The organism is Polymorphobacter sp. PAMC 29334 (assembly GCF_019431245.1).
In the GTDB taxonomy this organism is placed as follows: domain Bacteria; phylum Pseudomonadota; class Alphaproteobacteria; order Sphingomonadales; family Sphingomonadaceae; genus Polymorphobacter_B; species Polymorphobacter_B megasporae.
The window spans coordinates 2,338,327-2,353,325 of the sequence record NZ_CP080243.1; the positions used below are offsets into that span (position 1 = coordinate 2,338,327).

Sequence of the window (14,999 nt, forward strand, 5' to 3'; positions counted from 1 at the left end):
TTCAAATTGCATGAGTTGTTCGATCGTGCGTCTATCGAATGATCAACGACAAAGCGTCGGGCTTTTTTACAATCGCTAATCTGCCGTGTTTTGCAAACTGTACGTTATCAGACACTTACCTGGCGACGAGCATTTGGCACGGTTTGTGCGACACCGTACATACCAGAGTTCGGGTGGCGAGCTGGCCAGAATGGCTTCGTCGAGTTGTCGGTTAACCCAAGGAGTACCAGATGAGCGTCCTGTCAAAAATCACCATGATCTCCTTAGCCGCAGCGGGAAGCCTCGCGCTCGCCACGCCAGCCGCCGCGGTTACCGAAATCTTCGCATCGTATCTTCCGACTGCCGCCGGCTCGAACATGCGGTATCAGAAGACTGGCGTCGGCAACGGCCTGATCTATACCGTCGCGACCCCGAAATCGTCTTCGCTCGGCTCGACGGCGGTCAAATTCAGCTTCATCGGTGGCCCCCTGGCCTCGCTCGGCATCCTCGATGGCTCATTCGTGTTCAGCGGAATCGCTACCGATAATCCCGCGCTGAGCCTCGGCGGTCTGGTCATCCAGACCCTCGACAGCGGTTTCTTCGGCTTTACCTACACCGGTGCGACAACGCTCCACGTCGGGTCGAAGACGTATACGACGGGTGCCAACTTGCTGTCGGGCAGCTTCACCGGCGGCCAGATCTTCGGCACGGCGCGCGGTAGCTCGGGCTCGGTCACAGCGTCGACGCCGCCGGTAAGCGCGGTGCAGTATAGCTCCGACTTCCGCACCTTCGACCCGCTGCTCGACAAGGATTTCGCGCTCGCGCTCACCGCGATCACGCCGTTCCTGTCGCGCCTGAACTCGGACAACTCGATCAACAGCTTCCGCGCTGTTTCGACCGGAGCGTTCTCGACCGAGGTCGCAGCGGTCCCCGAGCCGCAGGTCTGGGGCTTACTGGTCGCGGGTTTCGGTCTCGTGGGAGTGCGTCTTCGGCGGCGCCATAACAAAGTCTTTGCTTGCTAGAAGGCGATGGTCTCGATCCGGCAACGGGCGGGGCCGACCTTAACGACGACGTTCATCGGTCGGTGCGCCGACCCAACTGCGACGAGCGGCTGCCTTCGGGCGGCCGCTTTAGCAAATGGCCTGTTTTCGGCAGCGCACAATTGCGCCGCATGATCGGACGCGATGCCGCGTTTCAAAACAGCAATTGCGTCAAGATCTTACGCCTAGGGTCTTATGCCATCGAAAGATACAAATCGTACAATAAACAAGTGAGAATCGTCGATAACATTTTATGAACCATGATTATTCACCAGTTAGTCATCGAATTCGCTAATATACGATAACTAACAACGGCTGATTAAATCGGTGTCTGTCATGAATAGATTGTGGAACAATGTCCGGCATGTCTACGTTGTAGATAGCAGCAGCGCGTTGCGCACGCGTTTATTTCATTCTCTTGTCTCGCAGGGGTTTGCAGTGCGGCTATGCAGCGCTGGCGAGCAGTTGATCGCAGGGCTCACCGAATTCGCGACGGGGTGCATCATCCTCGACATGGTCGATACAGCAGATTGCTTCGACCTGATCTCGTCATTGTCGGCTTCGCGCCCGACGCTCCCGGTGATTGCCATGACGAGCGCCGGTGATGTCGTAGCCGCCGTGCAGGCGATGCGGGCAGGGGCGGTCGACGTCATCGAGAAGCCAGTCGATGAGAATGCGTTGGCGACAAGTGTGAGTGGTGCCCTTCGCGAACTCGACGACAGGGTTCGGGATGTCGATCGCCGCGCCGTCGCCAGCGAGCGGCTCGCGGCGTTGACTGCGCGCGAGAACGAAGTGTTGCGCGGCCTCTCTGTCGGCCGATCGAACAAGCTGCTGGCATTCGATTTCGGGATCAGCATCCGCACGGTCGAGATGCATCGGTCGAGCATGATGGAGCGGCTTGGCGTGCGCACCCTCGCCGAGGCGTTGTTCATTGCCTTCGACGCCGCGTCGGGGACGAACGCCCGGCATGCAGCATAGCTTGGCAGCGCGGGCATAGCCTAACCTTTAGGGCTGCGGCGAGATGGTCGCGCGCGTGGGAATGAACGGAAACCGCAGGACTGCGTTGTCGCGGCGATCGTTCGAAACGAAAGCCTCCCATGACCCACGAAGAAATCACCGAAGAAGCGCGCCCGATGGCGAGCGACTTTCACGGCCAGCAATTGCCGTATCCGGCGAAGCAGTCCGACGTCGATCCCGCGCCCGATAGCGACCTGTCGAACTACCGCGCGGCAGGCAAGCTCACCGGCAAGGTTGCGATCATCACCGGCGGCGATTCGGGGATCGGGCGCGCGGTCGCGATGGCATTTGCGATGGAGGGCGCGCAGGTCGCGATCGTCTATAACGTCAACGACGACGATGCGGCGGAAACCAAGCGGCTCGTCGAGGGGAAGGGGGGCGAATGCCTCGTCCTCAAGCACGACGTCCGCTCGTCGGCCGAATGCAAGGCCGCGGTCGCGGCGACGGTTGAGCGTTTCGGCAAGCTCAACATCCTGGTGAACGACGCCGCCTTCCAGCATGCCGCCGAGAAGTTCGAGGACATCACCGAGGAAAATTGGAAGCGGACGTTCGAAACGAACATCTACGGCTATTTCTTCATGGCGCAGGCCGCGGTGCCGCACCTGAAAAAGGGCGACGCGATCGTAAACACCGGCAGCATCGTCGGTATGACCGGCCTTGCGCTGCTGCTCGATTATACCTGCACGAAGGGCGCGATTCACTCGTTCACCAAGAGCCTCGCGCTCAGCCTCGGCGACCGTGGCATCCGGGTGAACTGCGTCGTTCCGGGTCCGGTGTGGACGCCGAATATCCCGGGGACGATGCCGGCGAACGAGGTCGAGAATTTTGGCCACGAGGTCATCCTCAAGCGTCCCGGCCAGCCCGAGGAGTTGGCGCCGGCGTATGTCCTGCTCGCGTCGTCGGACGGCAGCTTCATGACCGGCGCGCTTGTCGAAGTCACCGGCGGAAGGCTTGCCGCGGCGTGACATGGCTTTATCCGGCCGGATCGGTCGGCAATCTCATCGCCAGCGACCATGTCGCTGAACCGACGCGCGCGGCCTTGCAAAAGCGCATGGCCAGCGAACCGACGGGACCGCGCTTCTTCGACTCGGCCGAGTTCGACCTGCTGCGCGCTGTATGTGCGCGGCTGATCGTCGACGTGCCGCAGGTCGATATCGCGGGTGCGATAGATGCGCGGCTCGCGGATGGAACTGGCGACGGGTGGCGCTACGATGTGCTCCCGTCCGACGACGCGGCATATCGGCAAGGGCTGCGCACGATCGAAGCGACGGCCAAGCTGCTTGGCGGTGCGCCGTACGTCGCACTCGCGCTTGACGTGCAGGATGCGGTCCTCGTGAGCGTCCAGAAGTCGTCGCGACGGTGGTTCGAGGAGCTGCTCGCCGAGGCGACCGAGACTGCGTACGCCCATCCGGCGGTGCAGGATGCGATCGGCTATGCCGGTTTCGCCGACCTGCCGGGGTGGGCCGCGATCGGCCTCGACGAGCGCGATGCGCAGGAGCCGGTCGATGAATAATCCTGCCCAGCGCACCGGCGCCAACGACGATGTTGACGCGGTTATCATCGGCTCGGGCGCGGGCGGGGCTCCGCTCGCGGCGCGACTGGCCGGCGCAGGGCTCAAGGTCGTCATCCTCGAAGCCGGGCGGGCATGGTCGCCGCAGTCCGACTTTGCCACCGACGAAGCGGCACAGGCACCATTGTTCTGGAACGACGAACGGCTGTCGGCAGGCAACGACCCGATTGCCTTCGGGCGCAATAATTCGGGCATTGGGGTCGGCGGCTCAACCCTCCATTACACCGCCTACGTTCCGCGCGCGCATCCCGACGATTTCAGGCTGAATTCGACGCAGGGGGCAGGGGTCGACTGGCCGATCGGCTATGACGATCTCGCGCCGTATTACGACGAGGTCGAGGCGTTCATCGGTGTGTCGGGGCCGTCGATCTATCCGTGGGGACCGCCGCGCCACTATCCGCTCGGCCCGCTCGCGCTCAATGGGGCAGCGCAATTGATGCAACGCGGCTGCGAAGCGCTCAACATCCGCACGTCACCCGCGCCGAACGCAGCGGTGTCACAGGCGTGGCACCAGCCGGGCTACGGCATGCGCCCCGCGTGCACCAATCGCGGCTTCTGCCAGGCGGGGTGCTCGACCGGGGCCAAAGCAAGCATGGACGTGACGTATCTCCCGCTCGCGGTCGCCGCCGGTGCCGAGATCCGCACCGGCGCGTTCGCCACGACGATCGAGACCGATCGCACCGGACGCATTTCAGGCGTCGTCTACATCAAGGACGGCGTCGAGCACCGCCAGCCGACCACGAACCTGTTCCTCTGCGCCGGGGCGATCGAGTCGCCGCGGCTGTTGCTGATGAACAATCTCGGCAACGCCAGCGGGCAGGTCGGACGCAACTTCATGGCGCACACCGGCGTTCAGGTCTGGGGGACGTTCGACGAGACGGTGCGCCCGTACAAGGGCATCCCCGGGTCGCTGATTTCCGAGGATACCCACCGCCCTGCCGACGCGGATTTCGTCGGCGGCTATCTGCTTCAGTCGATCGGGGTGATGCCGGTGACGTACGCGAGCCAGGTTGCACGCGGTCGCGGGTTGTGGGGGACCGCGCTCGCCGAGCATATGGCGCGGTACAACCATGTCGCGGGGATCAACATTCTCGGCGATTGCTTGCCGAGCCCGCGTAACTTCGTCGAGCTGTCGGACGAACTCGATGGACGCGGGCTGCCCAAGCCGCGCATCCACTTCACTCAGGGGCCGAACGAGATCGCGATGACCGCGCACGCCGAAGCGCTGATGCGGCGCATTTGGGAAGCCGCCGGCGCGCGCGATATCTGGGCGTTCCAGCGCAACGCCCACATCATCGGCACCTGCCGGATGGGGACCGACCTCGCGACGTCGGTGGTCGATCCCGATGGGGCGAGCCACGACGTGCCCGGACTCCACATCGCCGATAATTCGGTCTTTCCGAGCGCGCTCGGGGTCAATCCCGCGCTGACGATCATGGCGGTATCGCTCCGGATCGCGGATCGCTTCCTCGCCCGCAGGAGCCAGGCATGACCCAAAGCTTCCTCGACCTGATCAAGGCGAAGCACGGCGACGGGCTTTACGCCGGCGACGAATACGGCGGCGCGCGCGGTCACGACGGTAGCGGGCTGCCGACCGGGAGCGACGGCAACTTCATGTTCGCCACCGGCATCGAATGCTCGAACCCGACGATCGACAATGGCCGCATCCGCCGCGACCTGCTCGAGGAATGCGGACATTACGACCGCTGGCAGGAGGACCTCCACCTCGTCCGCGACATGGGGCTGCGCGCACTCCGCTACGGCCTGCCGATCCACCGCATCTTCCTCGGCCCCGGCAAATACGACTGGAGCTTCGCCGATCTCGCGATGGCGGAGATCAAGCGGCTCGAGATCGTCCCGATCCTCGACCTGCTTCATTTCGGCCTGCCCGACTGGCTCGGCGACTTCCAGAACCCCGACTTCCCGCTTCACTTCGCAGCGTATTGCGACGCGGTCGCCGAGCGCTATCCGTGGGTGCGTTATTACACCCCGGTCAACGAAATCTACGTCACCGCGCGCTCGTCGGCGAAGGATGGGGTGTGGAACGAACAGCTCAAGTCCGACCGCGCCTTCGTCACCGCGATCAAGCACCTCGCCGCCGCATCGATCCTCGGCAACCAGATGATCGCCGCGCGGCGTCCCGACTGCATCATCGTCCAGTCCGAGAGCGCCGAATATATCCACGAGGCGCGGGCGACCCCGTCGCGTGAGATTGCGCTCGTCAACAAGCAGCGCCTGATCTCGCTCGACCTGTTGTACGCGCACCATCCCGATGGCGAAATCTGCCAGTATCTCTACGACGGCGGCATGACCCGCGAAGAATATAACTGGTTCATGGCGGGCGAGCCCCCCGGCTACCAGATCATGGGCAACGACTATTACGGGCGCAACGAGCGGATCATCCTGCCCGGCGGCGAACTCTGCCCGGCGCAGGATGTCCTCGGCTGGTACCAGATCACCAGCGACTATTATGCGCGCTACAAGAAGCCGGTGATGTACACCGAAACCAACGTCTTCGAGGCCGACGAGGCCCCGACATGGCTGTGGAAGCAGTGGATCAACGTCCTCCGCATGCGCGCCGACGGCGTCCCCGTCCTCGGCTTCACCTGGTACAGCCTGATCGACCAGGTCGACTGGGACATCGGCCTCGCGGAGAAGCGCGGGACGGTCAACGAATGCGGGCTGTTCGACATGGACCGCAAGGAGCGCGCGGTCGGCACGTCGTACCGCGACCTGCTCAAGGAGTTTGGCCAGATCACGATCATCCCGCACGGCGAGATGTTCGAGCTGACACGGATCCCGGCGCGGCTGAAGGTCGAGGTCTAGGAGAGCGGGAGGCGCAGCCCGAGCGGCTGCGCCTCCCGCACCTTGTTTACGCGGCGACGACCGAACGCTGGCGGCGGCGCATCGCCGAGCCGAGCAGGCCGAAACCGCCGACCATCATCGCCCAGCTTGCCGGCTCGGGCACCGCAGCGATCGTCGCCACAGTCGACTTGACCGAGAAGTCATCGACCGCGAGGCCGTCCTGCGCGCCGCTCGACACCGGCTGGTCGACCCAGCGGAACGCGAAGGTCGAGCCGCTGGCGATCGACAGGCCCGACAAGACCGCGGTCAGGTTCTTGCGATCTGCAGCGGAATTGCCGTTGAGTGCGCCGACCGGCGAGCTGACGAGCGAGGTGAAGGTCAGGCCGGCGACATTGGTCCAGCTGCCGTTGTTGATCGCGGTCGCGTTGAGCGAATATTCGAACGTGAGCGAGTCGCTGCTCGATGCGCCGTTACGCCATTGCTCGCCAGTGTAGCCGATCGCGAGGCTTTCGACCGCGGTTGCCTGCGTGTTGGTGAAGAACGCGCCGTAGAACGCCTGGCCGAGATTGCCGCTGCGGATCGAACCGAGTGCGCGATCGCTGCTGCCGGCCGCGCCGAAGCTATAGATGCCGCCGCCATTGTCCGACCCGTTGCCGGCGACATAGGTGCTGTTGGCCTGCGTGCCGCTGCCCTCGAACGCCTGGAAACCAGCGGGAAGGAGCGCGCTCGTGCCGGACTTCGCCAGCGTATCGAAATCCTGGCTATAGACGGCTGAGCCGAGGGCGATCGGGGTAACTGTCACCGGATAGAGCGCAGCATTCGCCGCGACCGGGGATGTCAAAAGCGCGAGCGAAATCGCCGCGCCGCGCGCGTTTTTGAAAGCAGCCATTTATAAGATCCCTTGTTCGCCGGAGGGGCCTGGATGCCCGCAACCAGCTTCCTCTGCCTCAGCTCGATGCCAGTTTTATGACTTCATCAACCATAATGTGCGGTTTGGAAGGATTCAGGCGGAGGGTCGACGCCGTCGACGACTACGTGTTCAGGCGCGTTCCGCGACCGCATTAGCGGCAAACGCGGGCGCATAGACCATGCCAGCTTCGAACGCCCGGGCGAGGGTATTGATCGTCGCGCGCACCATGTCTTCGACGGGAGCGCCCGCGTTGACGAGCAGGGCAACGAACGCGGGGTTGACGTATGTCGTCACCGCGTCGCGCACCACACCTGCGGCGGTCGCCACGTCGTCGACCTTCCATTCGCCGCGTTCGATGCCCTGCGCGATGAGCTTGCCGATCAGCGCCGTCATTCGCTCGGCATAGCCGGCGATGATATCGGGGCGTTCGACGACGATGCGCCGGTAGAGATCGTGGATCTCGCGGTCGCCGGCGAAGCGCTCGAGCTTGCGCCGGTACAAGTCCAATATCATCGCCATGAGGCGTTCCGTGGCACTCCCCTCGGCATCGAGATGGGCGGCCGCCAGTTCCTCCTCGTCGCGCATCACGGTTATGACGAGCGCATCGAACACGTCGGCCTTCGAGCGGAAATGCCGGTAAATCGTGGTGTGGGACGTGCCGAGGGCGCGCGCGATATCGACCACATTTGTCTTGGCTTCGCCGAAGCGGCGCACCTGCAAGCGGGCTGCATCGATGATCGCGGTGGCTGACACGGCTTCGTCACGATCTGGGTTTTCCATCAGGACGGCCTAGCAGTTACCTTACAAAAAGCGAGGGAAAACATAATACGGAATATGTTCGTTGTAATTTGAGAGAACGGCTTTATGTTGGGTTTTGCAACCAAGCGAGGCCAACATGACCGACATTCTCAAGCAAGCCGCTGCCCGCCGCATCGCCTTTGTTACGGGAGGTTCCGGGTTTGTCGGGGGGCACCTCATCGGCGCGCTGCTCGACAAAGGTTGGGATGTGCGCGCTCTAGCCCGCAGCCGCGATGCAACGGCAGCGGTCGAGAAGCTCGGCGCAACGGCAATGACAGGCGAGCTCGACGATCGCGCAGCCCTTGAGCGGGCAATGCAGGGTACCGAAGTCGTTTTTCACGTCGCTGCGCACTTCAAGCTGTGGGGCCCGCGCGCGCTGTTCGACAAGGTGAATGTCGCGGGCATGCGCGCGCTTGTCGATGCGGCTGCGGGGGCATCGTCGGTCCGCCGGGTCGTGGCGGTCAGCGCCGCCGCCGTCGTCATGGGTGATCCCGAGCCGATGATCGGGGTCGTCGAAAGTGCACCGCGCCAGAACCGATCGTTCACGCCGTACGGGTCGTCCAAGGCGGCAGGTGAAGCCTTCCTGCTTGCGGCGAACGGCAAGCGTCCCGGGTTCGAGACCATCGCGATCCGGCCGCCGATGATCTGGGGCAAAGGTATGCCGACGCTCGATCACATGGTCGAGACCGTCCGCGCCGGTCGTTGGCAATGGCCGAGTGGTGGCGATCAGGCGATGTCTGCGCTCCACGTCGACAATCTCGTCGATGCGCTCATCCTCGCCGCCGATCGCGGCAAGGGCGGCGAAACCTATTTCGTCGCCGATGCTGAGGACGGGACGCTGAAAAGCGTGATCGGCGGCTTGCTCGCCACGCGCGGGGTCGATGGCGGCACCAAGTCGATCGGGTTTGGAACCGCCTGGACGACGGCGGGGATCATGGGTGCGGTCTGGCGGATCTTCCGCCTCAAGGGCGAGCCCCCCATTACGCGCCAGATGCTGCGGCTCATCGGCCAGCCGTTTACCGTGCGCATCGACAAGGCCCGGCGTGACCTCGGCTACGTGCCCCGGGTAAGCTGGAAACAGGGGATCGACGAGATGTCCGGGCGTGCAGCCGCCCTGCCGGTTCTCCTGCGTGCCGCATGATGCCTGGCCGAGGGTCCGCGCCTCCCGGACATAAGTGAACTCGCCGGCCCCGTCCCACGCGCGCCCGTCGGGAAAGCGAAGCTCGATCCCGGCGAGGTCGGCTTCGTTCGCCAGCAGCATGTTGACGCCCATCAATAACCTCTGTCCATCAATGGATATCCCTGTCCTACACCCTGCGAACGCGCCTAGTCTCAGCGGTCGCCACCGGGCGGCGCGGCGTGCTCTTTCTCATTGCTGGCTCGAGTTCGCTTTAGACGGGAAAGTAGCGCGTCAAACCACCGACGTTTGTGTGAACTTATTTTGAACTTAGGACGTCGAGTGTCCCGGACCGCCGCCGCTTCGACGCTCGGCCGCTGCCAAAAGAGCCGGTGGTCGGCAAGCGTCAGATACGGCCAGCGGGCAGCGTCTAGCACGCTTAAACCGTCACTCTGTCAACTTAACGCTCAGTCGCCGCCGAGGATGCTTCCCAACAATCCGCCGACCGCGCCCGCGCCGAGCATGCCGCCCGCGCCGCTGCCGCTGCTCCGCCCGCCGCCTTCGCCCGACGGCAAATAGCGGGCGATCTCCTCGGCGAGGTTGATGATCGGCATCGACTGGAGCCAGATCTTGCCGGGGCCGGTCAGCGTCGCGAGGAACAGGCCCTCGCCGCCGAACAGGATGTTGCGGAAGCCGCGCATCATCTTGATGTCGATGTCGATCGTCGGCTCCTGCATCCCGATATGCCCGGCGTGGACGTGGAGGCGTTCGCCGGGGAGGAGGGTCTTCTCGACGACCTCGCCCGACAGGTCGATGAACACCGTGCCGGGGCCGGTGACGCGCTGCATGACGAAGCCCTCGCCGGCGAAGAAGCCCGCGCCGAGGCGCTGCTGGAAGGCGATGTCGAGCGTCACCGACATCTCGGCGCACAGGAACGTCTCCTTGCGGCAGATCAGCGACTGGCCGAGGCCGAGCTTGACGGGGACGATCTGCCCGGGGAAGCGCGGGGCGAAGGCGACATGGCCGCTGGTCTCGGCGATGAATTCGGTGATGAACAGCCCGCCGCCGCTGACCGCCCGCCTTAAGCCCGCGAACAGGCCGCCGCCGGTGTGGGTGTCCATGCGGATGCCATCCGACATCCACGCCATCGTCGCGGTCTGGCTGTAGAGATGCTCGCCGGGGTTGAGGTCGATCGACACGGTCTGCATCGTCGTGCCGCTGATCTCGTAACGCATCGCCGTTCTCCTGCTCGCGGGGACGATGATACGGCGTCGGCGAGGGACGATCCAGCGGGTTCGCTAGGTCAGGCGGGGTGCCGGTTGGACGGTCTGGGTCTCGACGGCGCTCGGCAGCCGGATTGCCGGATTGAGCCGGGCGATGCTGCACAGCCCGGCGATCATCGCGAGACCCGCAGCGACGAGCGCCGGGACCGAACCCCCGCCGATGCCCACCGCAAGCAGCGCCGCGACGAGGGTCGCTCCGGTCGTCTGCCCGCACAGGCGCAGCGTCGAGACGAGGCCGCCGGCCGACGCCGCGCGCTCCCGCGGCGACGAGCCCACAATCAGCCGGGCGTTCGGCGACATGAACAGGCCGAACCCCGCCCCACACAGCGAGAGCCGCCACGCGATGTCGAAATAGACCGGGTGGGCGGGCAGCATCGCGACAGTCAGCAGCCCGGCAATCGCGATCGCCATGCCGATGCCGCCGAGCAGCCCGGCGGGGTACTTGTCCGATAGCGTGCCGGCGAGCGGCGCGACGAACAGCGTCGTCAGCGGCCACGGCGCAATCATCGCCCCGACCTGCTGCGGGGTGAAGCCGTAGCTATGCTCGAGCCGGAAGGGCAGCGAGATGAGGATGGTCATCGACGCGACGAAGACGACGAACCCGCCGAGCGCCGACAGCGCCACCACCGGCCGCGCGAGCAGGTCGACGGGGAACACCGGGCGCAGTTGCCGCCGCTGATTGCGGACAAGGACGACGGCGAAGATGACCCCGATGCCGGTGATTGCCGCCGATACGACCGGCGAGCCGCCATGGACCGCGCTCTCGAGCCCGCCGATGATCAACCCGAAGGTCGCCGCCGACAGCAGCGCGCCGGTGAAGTCGAACGGTTCGGCGCGCGGCTTGGGGTTGGGCAGAAAGCGTCCGAGGGCGAGCGAGAATATTGCCAGCGGCGCAGCGGCGGTGAACAGCCACGGCCAGTTCGCGACACCGAGGATCAGGCCTCCGGCGGTCGGGGCCAGCGCCGCCGCCGCCGAGACGACGACGCTGTTGAGGCCGAGTCCGCGACCGAGATGCTCGGGGGCATACAGGGTCCGCAGCATCGCCGAGGTGACGCTGAGCGCCGCGCCCGCGCCGAGCGCCTGGAGCATCCGGACGATGAGCAGGAATGGCAGGCTGTGGGCGAAGAAGGCGAGCAGGCTGGCGCAGGCGAACAGGACCTGTCCGCCCTGGTACAACCGACGCAGGCCGATCCGCTCGCCGACCGCCGACAAAGGGAGGAGGGCCATGACGAGGACCAGCTGGTACACCGTGACGATCAGCACCGCCGCCGACGCATCGGTGCCAAGGTCATGTGCGATCGTCGGCAGCGCGACGTTGGCGATCCCGCCGTCGATGACGACCAGCGCCGTACCGAAGGATAGCCCGGCGATGCCGGCGATGGAGCGGATGTTCGACACGCGGTCCTTAGGCACCGGGGAAACGATGGTTTCCCGGTGCGGCGTTGGTGGAGCAGAGGGGGATCGAACCCCTGACCTCAGCAGTGCGATTGCTGCGCTCTCCCATCTGAGCTACTGCCCCACACGACGGAAGGCGGTCCGTATAGGGGCGCTAGCCGACGCTTGCAACGACCGTTTTGCCGTGGCGCTGCGTGCCCCGGTTTATCACCGTATCGCCGGGCTGCAGGTCGGTGATCGCGATGTCCGGCTGCGTCGCCAGCGCGGTGTAAAGCGGGGCGAAATCGGTATCGAGCGTTGTCCGCAGCAGCTGCTCGAAGCTGTCGATGACGACGTAGAGCGCCTGATAATCGTCGATCTTGTACGGCGTCCGCATCACCCGCCCGAGGTCGAAGCCGATCCGGTGCGGCGACGCGTCATCGAGCGCGAAGACGCTCTCTCCGTGGCTCGAGACGATGCCCGCGCCGTACAGCTTGAGGTCGCCGTCGTGGCGGACGAGGCCGAACTCGACGGTGTACCAGTAGAGCCGCGACAGCCGGGTCAGTGCATCGAACTTTAGGCTGCGCAGGCCGCCCTGGCCGTAGGCCTGCATATAGTCGGCAAAGACCGGGTCGCTGAGCAGGGGGACGTGGCCGAAAACGTCGTGGAAGACGTCGGGGGCTTCGAGATAGTCGATCTGGCTCGCTGAGCGGATGAAGTTGCCCGCAACGAAGCGACGCTCGGCGAGATGCTGGTAGAAGACCGCGTCGGGGACGAGACCCGGGACCGCGACGACGCGCCAGCCGGTGACGGCCTCGAGCCGGTCGCTCATTTCCTCGAAGTCGGGGATGCCGGGCTTCGACAGATCGAGCGTCGCGAGTCCGTCGAGGAATGCGGGGTGCGCCCGGTCGGCGAGCTGCTCGGTCTGGCGGGCGTACAACCGGTCCCAGAGCGCGTGATCGGCCGGGGTATAATCGGCCCATCGCTGGTCGATCGTCCAGTCGGCGGCGGCATGCTCGGGCGGTGCGGCGGTAATCACCGGGCAATGATAGCAGCTTGTCCTGAAACAGGAAACGGATGCCCCGCGAGGATTCGAACCTCGATTAACAGAGTCAGAGTCTGTGGTCTTACCTTTAGACGACAGGGCAATGCCGTGGCGCGCCGTTTAAGGCACGCGCCGCCGGGGTGTCAACGCGAAGTCTTGGCGGGCGGGGTGTCAAGGCGGAGTCGCTGTGCTAAGTTGCCTGCAAGTTCGGTGCGGGACGTCTGGTTTTGCCGCCGCGAAGGTTGTTTTTAGCCGTGGACATGTCCGTTATCGCCGACCCCGGCGTCTCCTCCCGCCGTATCGCGCCGAGCAGTCGGGGAGCGCGGCGCACGTATGGCGCGCTCGACCTCGGCACCAATAATTGCCGCCTGCTGATCGCCCGGCCCGGTGGCAGCCCCGACGGGATCACGATCGTCGATGCCTTTTCGCGCGTCGTCCGCCTCGGCGAAGGCTTGATGCATACCGGCCGTCTGTCCGATGCGGCGATGGACCGAGGCGTCGCGGCGCTCGGCATCTGCGCCGACAAGCTTGCCCGTCGCGGGGTGACGCTGACCCGCAACGTCGCGACCGAGGCGTGCCGCCGGGCGTCGAACGGGACCGAATTCGTCGCTCGGGTCTTCGAGGTCACCGGCATCGCGCTCGACGTCATCTCGCCGGCGGAGGAGGCGCGGCTCGCGGTCCTCGGCTGCGCGTCGTTGATCGATCCCGCGGGCCCGCCGGCGCTGGTCTTCGACATCGGCGGCGGCTCGACCGAGCTGATCCTCGTCGATCCGACCACGTCCGCGATCCTTGCATGGACGAGCGTGCCGTGGGGCGTCGTCAGTCTCGCCGAGACCGAACTGTTCGACTGTCCGCCCGACGATCGCGCCGCGGCTTACGATCGGCTGAAGAGGCGGGTCGACGATCATCTCGGCGGGTTCCTGCAGCGCGTGACGGGGATGGCGCCGGGATTGCTGCAGCTCCTCGGCACTTCGGGGACGATCACGACCCTCGCCAGCATCGCCATCGGCCTGTCGAGCTATGACCGGCGCAAGGTCGATGGCTGCACCGTCACCGCGATCTCGATGCGCGCGATTTCGGCGATGCTCGCCGCGCGCTCGCCCAGTGAACGCGCGGCGGTTCCCGGCATCGGCGCCGATCGCGCCGATCTCGTCGTCGCGGGATGCGCCATCCTCGAGGCGATCATGGACGCCTGGCCGAGCGAAACCCTCCGTGTCGCCGATCGCGGCATCCGCGAGGGCATCCTGCGAACGCTGATGGGCCGGGATAGCCGATGACGGTCGGGAGCAAGTCGGGTGGCGTGAAATCGGGTGGCGGTTCTGGGCGTAGCCAGGGCGGCAAGGTCCGCGTGCTGACCGCCAAGAAGCGCAAGAACTCGTCGAACCGCTGGCTCGAACGGCAGCTGAACGACCCGTATGTCAAGGCGGCGAAGGCGGCGGGGTTCCGCAGCCGGGCGGCGTTCAAGCTCGCCGAGCTCGACGACCGCTTTAACCTGCTCCAGCACGTCACGCGCGTCATAGACCTTGGCGCCGCGCCCGGCGGCTGGTGCCAGATCGTGCTGAAGGCGCGCCCCAAGGCGAAGATCGTCGCGATCGACCTGCTGCCGATCGAGCCGATCGCGGGGGTGACGATCTTCCAGCAGGACATCCTCGCCGACGACACCGAGGCGATGCTGCGCGAGGCGCTGGGCGGAGACGCCGACCTCGTCCTGTCCGACATGGCGGCGAACACCGTCGGTCACAAGATGACCGACCATATCCGAACGATGGCGCTGGTCGAGCACGCGCTCGCCTTCGCGGTCGACATGCTGCGCCCCGGCGGCGCGTTCGTCGCCAAGGTCCTCGCGGGCGGGGCCGATCCGGGGCTGGTCGGCGAGCTCAAGCGGCACTTCGCGGCGGTCAAGCACGCCAAGCCCCCGGCGAGCCGCGCGGGGTCGTCCGAATGGTACGTCGTTGCGCAAGGATTCAAGGGGCGGGTGGCGTTGTGCGATGCCGACGCCGGTGTCATGAACGACGACATTAACAAAGAAGACGTGCCGAGGAGCATCGAGTGAAGTCGATT

General features: G+C 65.3%; 14 protein-coding genes and 2 tRNA genes. 9 read left to right on the forward strand and 7 right to left on the reverse strand.

Annotation, left to right across the window (positions count from 1 at the left end; translation table 11 throughout):
* Positions 1–230 precede the first annotated feature (230 nt).
* The 6 genes from KZX46_RS14825 (at position 231) to KZX46_RS14850 (ending at position 6,432) form a co-directional block, all read left to right on the forward strand.
* Positions 231–1,001, forward strand: a complete 771-nt coding sequence (locus KZX46_RS14825; RefSeq protein WP_219774631.1) for a PEP-CTERM sorting domain-containing protein — start codon at positions 231–233, stop codon at positions 999–1,001.
* Between the two features lie 354 nt (positions 1,002–1,355).
* Entirely contained in the window at positions 1,356–1,997 is a 642-nt protein-coding gene (locus KZX46_RS14830; protein ID WP_226895979.1) for a response regulator transcription factor, read from the forward strand.
* 119 nt (positions 1,998–2,116) lie between these two features.
* Complete coding sequence (locus KZX46_RS14835) at positions 2,117–3,001, forward strand: SDR family oxidoreductase (protein ID WP_226895980.1); 885 nt, start codon at positions 2,117–2,119, stop codon at positions 2,999–3,001.
* A complete protein-coding gene (locus KZX46_RS14840) occupies positions 2,998–3,549 on the forward strand; it encodes a gluconate 2-dehydrogenase subunit 3 family protein (protein ID WP_219774633.1) in 552 nt (183 codons plus the stop codon). Before KZX46_RS14835 ends, KZX46_RS14840 begins: the two co-directional genes overlap by 4 nt.
* Entirely contained in the window at positions 3,542–5,098 is a 1,557-nt protein-coding gene (locus KZX46_RS14845; protein WP_219774634.1) for a GMC family oxidoreductase, read from the forward strand. Before KZX46_RS14840 ends, KZX46_RS14845 begins: the two co-directional genes overlap by 8 nt.
* Positions 5,095–6,432 (forward strand): family 1 glycosylhydrolase, encoded by a 1,338-nt coding sequence (locus tag KZX46_RS14850; protein ID WP_219774635.1) that lies wholly within the window; start codon positions 5,095–5,097, stop codon positions 6,430–6,432. The genes KZX46_RS14845 and KZX46_RS14850 overlap by 4 nt, the downstream gene beginning before the upstream one ends.
* A 46-nt stretch (positions 6,433–6,478) precedes the next feature.
* Here KZX46_RS14850 and KZX46_RS14855 read toward each other — a convergent pair whose 3' ends face one another.
* On the reverse strand, positions 6,479–7,300 hold the full coding sequence (locus KZX46_RS14855; protein WP_219774636.1) for a PEPxxWA-CTERM sorting domain-containing protein: 822 nt from the start codon (positions 7,298–7,300) through the stop codon (positions 6,479–6,481).
* 150 nt (positions 7,301–7,450) lie between these two features.
* The gene (locus tag KZX46_RS14860) at positions 7,451–8,074 is read right to left on the reverse strand and encodes a TetR/AcrR family transcriptional regulator (protein WP_219774637.1); all 624 of its coding nucleotides are present in this window, start codon (positions 8,072–8,074) and stop codon (positions 7,451–7,453) included.
* Positions 8,075–8,216: 142 nt separating this feature from the next.
* On the opposite strand from KZX46_RS14860, the gene KZX46_RS14865 reads away from it, so the two are divergent.
* Positions 8,217–9,260 (forward strand): NAD(P)-dependent oxidoreductase, encoded by a 1,044-nt coding sequence (locus KZX46_RS14865; protein WP_219774638.1) that lies wholly within the window; start codon positions 8,217–8,219, stop codon positions 9,258–9,260.
* A 443-nt stretch (positions 9,261–9,703) separates the two neighbouring features.
* Here the strand turns inward: KZX46_RS14865 and KZX46_RS14870 are convergent, their stop codons facing one another.
* The 5 genes from KZX46_RS14870 to KZX46_RS14890 form a co-directional block, all read right to left on the reverse strand.
* Positions 9,704–10,471: a TIGR00266 family protein gene (locus tag KZX46_RS14870; RefSeq protein ID WP_219774639.1), complete on the reverse strand. Its 768-nt coding sequence runs from the start codon at positions 10,469–10,471 to the stop codon at positions 9,704–9,706.
* A gap of 63 nt (positions 10,472–10,534) precedes the next feature.
* Positions 10,535–11,917, reverse strand: a complete 1,383-nt coding sequence (locus KZX46_RS14875) for an MFS transporter (protein WP_219774640.1) — start codon at positions 11,915–11,917, stop codon at positions 10,535–10,537.
* A 45-nt stretch (positions 11,918–11,962) separates the two neighbouring features.
* Positions 11,963–12,038, reverse strand: a tRNA-Ala gene (locus KZX46_RS14880).
* Positions 12,039–12,068: 30 nt separating this feature from the next.
* Complete coding sequence (phhA, locus tag KZX46_RS14885; RefSeq protein ID WP_219774641.1) at positions 12,069–12,932, reverse strand: phenylalanine 4-monooxygenase; 864 nt, start codon at positions 12,930–12,932, stop codon at positions 12,069–12,071.
* 38 nt (positions 12,933–12,970) lie between these two features.
* A tRNA-Gln gene (locus KZX46_RS14890) sits at positions 12,971–13,041 on the reverse strand.
* Between the two features lie 157 nt (positions 13,042–13,198).
* Here KZX46_RS14890 and KZX46_RS14895 point away from each other — a divergent pair.
* Together KZX46_RS14895 and KZX46_RS14900 are read left to right on the forward strand one after the other, a co-directional pair.
* Positions 13,199–14,215: a Ppx/GppA phosphatase family protein gene (locus tag KZX46_RS14895; RefSeq protein WP_219777032.1), complete on the forward strand. Its 1,017-nt coding sequence runs from the start codon at positions 13,199–13,201 to the stop codon at positions 14,213–14,215.
* Entirely contained in the window at positions 14,212–14,991 is a 780-nt protein-coding gene (locus KZX46_RS14900; RefSeq protein WP_219774642.1) for an RlmE family RNA methyltransferase, read from the forward strand. Before KZX46_RS14895 ends, KZX46_RS14900 begins: the two co-directional genes overlap by 4 nt.
* Positions 14,992–14,999: the final 8 nt, after the last annotated feature.